At 76.3% G+C, this 1145-nt stretch carries 1 protein-coding gene; it reads right to left on the bottom strand.

Features of this window, described 5'->3' with window-relative positions:
• Positions 1–1145: energy-coupling factor transporter transmembrane component T (locus GTW67_RS25925; protein WP_237519031.1), on the bottom strand; the 1145-nt coding region annotated here is incomplete at both ends.

Here is a 1145-nt window from a genome sequence, read left to right as displayed (position 1 = left end):
GGTGCGGATGGTGGGTCCGGGGCGGGGGTGATGAAGGCGGGGAGCAGGCCGAGGAGTACGGCCGCCGCCGGCCACAGCGGGAGCGACGGTGCGACGAGGGGGACCACGCCGGGGTGCAGGGCCGCCGGGTCGTGGGACGCGGCGACGAACATCAGGGCTGCGACCGCGACGCCGGACGCGGTGACCAGCCAGGCGCGGGCGTCCCAGCGGTCGGGGCGGTAACGGGTGCGGGGGGTCCTGCGGCCGCCGAGCCACAGGCCCGCGAGCGCGGCGGCGAGTCCGGCGACGAGGACGGGGATGCCGTACGTGCCGCCGGCCGCGGTCAGCACGCCGTACGTGCCCGCGCAGACGCCGAGCAGGCCGCCGAGGGTGAGGGCGGCGGTGGTACGGCGTACGGCGGCGGGGACGTCGGCGGTACGGCCGTAGCCGCGGGCGTCCATCGCTGCGGCGAGGGCGACGGAGCGCTCCAGGGCGCCCTCCAGGACGGGGAGTCCGACCTGGAGCAGGCCCCGCAGGCCCTTGTCGGGGCGGCCTCGCAGGCGGCGGGCGGCGCGGAGGCGGGTGACGTCGGCGATGAGGTTCGGGGCGAAGGTGAGGGCGACGACTACGGCCACGCCCATCTCGTACAGGGCGCCGGGAAGGGACTTGAGGAGGCGGGAGGGGTTGGCGAGGGCGTTCGCGGCGCCTACGCAGACGAGGAGGGCGGCGAGCTTCATCGCGTCGTAGAGGGCGAAGGCGAGGCCCTCGGCGGTGACCCTGCCGCCGAGGCGGATGCCCTGCGCCCAGTCGGGGAGGGGGACTTCGGGGAGGGTGAGGAGGGTGTGGGTGCCGGGGATGGGGGAGCCGAGGATCGTGGTGAAGGCGAGGCGGATGAGGAGGACGGCGAGGGCGAGCTTGACGAAGGCGCCGTAGGAGCGGGACCAGGGGGCGTGGGGGCGGCGGGTGGTGACGACGTAGGCGGAGACGGTGACGAGGAGGGCGAGGAGGAGGGGGTTGGTGGTGCGGGTGGCGGCGGTGCCTAGGGATAGGGCCCAGAGCCACCAGGCGGCGGGGTGTAGTTGGGGGCGTGCCGTGGACGTCGGTCGCTGGGTGGCGGTGCGCTGGTGGCGGCCGGGGGTGGGGGCGCTTGCCCGCGCTGACGGGGT

The organism is Streptomyces sp. SID5910, from assembly GCF_009862125.1.
Lineage (GTDB): Bacteria > Actinomycetota > Actinomycetes > Streptomycetales > Streptomycetaceae > Streptomyces.
This window is presented reverse-complemented; position numbering and strand designations above follow the sequence as displayed.